3 protein-coding genes and 1 pseudogene are annotated in these 3,458 nt (G+C 68.4%); all 4 read left to right on the forward strand.

Annotated features, from left to right (window positions below):
• Positions 1–320 (forward strand): annotated as a pseudogene (locus tag QOD90_RS11280) (short-chain dehydrogenase/reductase); the annotation flags it as partial.
• 2 nt (positions 321–322) lie between these two features.
• Positions 323–1,141 carry a mycofactocin-coupled SDR family oxidoreductase gene (locus tag QOD90_RS11285; protein ID WP_526349630.1) on the forward strand — a complete coding sequence of 273 codons (819 nt, stop codon included), beginning with the start codon at positions 323–325 and terminating at the stop codon, positions 1,139–1,141.
• Positions 1,142–1,150: 9 nt separating this feature from the next.
• Complete coding sequence (locus QOD90_RS11290; protein WP_526349632.1) at positions 1,151–2,713, forward strand: FAD-binding protein; 1,563 nt, start codon at positions 1,151–1,153, stop codon at positions 2,711–2,713.
• 32 nt (positions 2,714–2,745) lie between these two features.
• Positions 2,746–3,458, forward strand: a 713-nt coding sequence (locus tag QOD90_RS11295; protein ID WP_526349634.1) for an SDR family NAD(P)-dependent oxidoreductase, incomplete at its 3' end; no start/stop codon positions are given.

Raw genomic sequence — 3,458 nt, forward strand, 5'->3', positions numbered from 1 at the left:
CGGCGATCGAGCCCGGCGCATTCCGCACCGACTGGGCAGCGCGGTCGATGTGGGAGTCATCAACTCCAATAGGCGATTACGACGAGAACGTGGGAGCCCGCAAGACGATGATCAAGGAGTTCGCCAACCATCTGCCCGGTGATCCCCGCAAGGTGGCCGAGGCCGTGCTCATGGTGACCACACTCGACGAGCCGCCGCTGCGTCTTCTGCTCGGCCGCGACGTGCTCAAGGCGGTGCGCGACAAGCTCGCAGCCTTCTCGGCGTCGATCGACGAGTGGGAGTCGGTCACCAAGGACGTCAACTTTCCGAAGGGCGAGTGACGATGACGACCCTCACCGGCAAGGTCGCCTTCATCACCGGCGCCGCCCGCGGCATGGGCCGAGCGCACGCCGTCAAGCTCGCCAGCGAGGGCGCCGACGTCATCGCCATCGACGTCTGTGCCGAGTTCGACTCCACGGACTACCCCGGTGCTACCACCGAGGACCTCGCCGAGACCGTGAAACTGGTTGAGGGCCATGGTCGTCGGATCCTCGCCCGCCAGGTCGACGTTCGAGATCCCGAAGCCGTCGAGCTGGCCGTCGCAGATGGCGTCGCGGAGTTCGGACGCCTCGACATCGTCATCGCCAACGCGGGCATCATCAGGGTCAGCGACACCGACGAGCGGGCTCGAGCGTTCCGCGACGTCGTCGAGGTCAACCTGATCGGCGCCTGGAACACCGTGGAAGCCGCCATCCCCGCGTTGATCGCCGGTGGCCGCGGCGGCTCGATCGTGCTGGCGAGTTCGACGCAGGGAATCAGGGCCTCCGGCACCGACCGGGCCGGTGTCCAGGGTTACGCTGCCTCCAAACGCGGCCTGGTGGCGCTGATGCAGGTTTGGGCTGACCAACTCGCCGAGCACTCGATCCGGGTGAACACGATCCATCCCAGCGGGGTGGCGACCGACATGATCATCAACGAAACCACGATGAAGCTGTCCGCGGCCGGTGACCCCTGGCTGGCCAGCCAGCTGAACGCACTCCCCATCGCCCTGCTGCGACCCGAGCAGATCGCCACCGCGGTGGCATGGCTGGTCTCCGACGACGCCGCGTTCATCACCGGCACGTCGTGGCCACTGGATGCCGGATTCACCCTCCGGAGTTAGGGATTCGCGGTGACCACTCAGATATCAGCCGACTGGGACCAGGTCGTCGACGTGGTCGTCGTCGGCTCGGGCGGCGGAATCACCGGCGCCTACACGGCTGCCCGCGAGGGCCTGTCCGTTGCGCTCGTCGAGGCGACCGACAAGTTCGGTGGGACCACGGCGTTCTCGGGCGGCGGCGGAATGTGGTTCCCGTGCAATCCGGTGCTCCGCCGCGCGGGCGTCGACGACACGATCGACGACGCCCTCACCTACTTCCACGCCGTCGTCGGCGAGCGCACCCCACGTGACCTACAGGACGCCTACGTCAACGGCGGCGCGCACCTGATCGAGTATCTCGAGGAGGATGACGCCTTCGCATTCAAGGTTCTGCCATGGCCCGACTACTTCGGTAGCGTGCCCGGCGCCCGACTGGACGGGATGCGACACATCGTCTCGAGGGCGCTGCCCGCGGACGCCCTCGGCCCCTACGCCGAGCGGGTACGCGGACCGCTCGACAACGAACGGCTCGGGGTGCCAGCGCCGGAACTCCTCACCGGCGGCCGCGCCCTGATCGGCCGTTTCCTGGCCGCGCTTCGCCGCTTCCCCGACGCGTCCGTCCACCTCGACTCTCCGCTGTCGGACCTCGTCGTCGACGACAGCGGCGCCGTGACTGGAGCCGTCGTCGTCCGCGACGGCGAGCGGGTGCGGATCGGCGCACGCCGCGGGGTACTGCTCGCCGCCGGCGGATTCGAGCACAACCCGCAGATGCGCGAAACCTTCGGCGTACCGGGGCGTTCCGAGGATTCGATGGGCGCGCCGGGCAACACCGGCGCCGCACATCAGGCGGCCATCCGCATCGGCGCTGCCGTCGACCTGATGGATCAGGCGTGGTGGTCGCCGGGCCTGACGCACCCCGACGGCCGGTCGACCTTCTCGCTGTGGTTCACGGGCGGGATCTTCGTCAATTCCGAGGGGCGGCGGTTCGTCAACGAATCCGGGCCCTACGACAGGCTGGGTCGTGCAATCGTCGCGCAGATTGCCTCCGGCGCCATGCAACTACCGTTCTGGATGGTCTACGACGATGCCGACGGCGGGATCCCGCCGGTGAAGTCGACCAGCGTGTCGATGGTCGAACCGGAGCGCTACCGCGACGCCGGACTGTGGCACACCGCGGACACCCTCGACGACCTCGCGGCCGCCATCGGGGCGCCGCCCGCCAATCTCATTGGCACGGTGTCGCGCTTCAACGAGTTGGTGGCGGGCGGCGTCGACCACGACTTCGGTCGAGGCGACGAGGCCTACGACCGCACCTTCACCGGAGGCGCTTCCCCGCTGGTGCCCATCGGACGGCCCCCGTACCACGCCGCCGCGTTCGGCCTCTCCGACCTCGGCACCAAGGGCGGTCTGCGCACCGACTGTGACGCCCGCGTCCTCGACGCCGCGGGGCGACCGATACCGGGGCTCTACGCGGCAGGCAACACGATGGCGGCAGTCAGCGGCACCGCCTATCCCGGCGGCGGCAATCCGATCGGCGCGTCCATGTTGTTCAGCCACCTCGCCGCTCTGCACATGGCTGATCGCGAGACCGCCTGACACCGAGGCGCGGGAGGGGCATCATTCGGCCCATGCCTTCCTCACTACAGCGCTATGCCGACCGTCGCGTCCTGATCACCGGCGGCGGCTCCGGCATCGGGCAGGCCACCGTCCTTCGCATCCTCGACGAGGGGGGCCGGGTCGTCGCCGCCGACATCAGCGAGTCCGGACTGAAGGACACCGTGGCGAAGGCCGATGCCTACGGCGAACGATTGTCGACGGTGCGAATGGACGTCGGCGACGAGGCCTCCGTCCAGGCCGGGGTGGCCGAAGCGGTTGCCACGGCGGGCGGGCTCGACACCCTGGTCAACGCCGCGGGCATCCTGCGGTCATCACACTTCACCGACACCACACTCGCCGACTTCGAAAAGGTGGTGCGGGTCAACCTCATCGGGACGTTCCTCGTCACGCGAGAAGCCATTCCCGCACTGCGACAGGGCAATGCAGCCGCCGTGGTCAACTTCAGCTCCACCTCGGCGAGCTTCGCGCATCCCTACATGTCGGCGTACGCCGCGTCCAAGGGCGGCATTCAGGCGATGACACACGCCCTGGCGCTGGAATTCAGCAAGGAGCGGATCCGGTTCAACAGCGTGCAGCCGGGATCGATCTCGTCGGGGATGACCGACGGAGTCGGCGAGTCGAAGCAGAGTGTCGGGCCCGGGCTTCCCGACGACATGGACTTCTCGCTGCTCGGCAAGATCATGGCCCCGCTGCCCCTCGAGGACGGTGCGATGTTCGCCAAGCC

This window comes from Mycobacterium sp., assembly GCF_032161845.1.
Taxonomy (GTDB): domain Bacteria; phylum Actinomycetota; class Actinomycetes; order Mycobacteriales; family Mycobacteriaceae; genus Mycobacterium.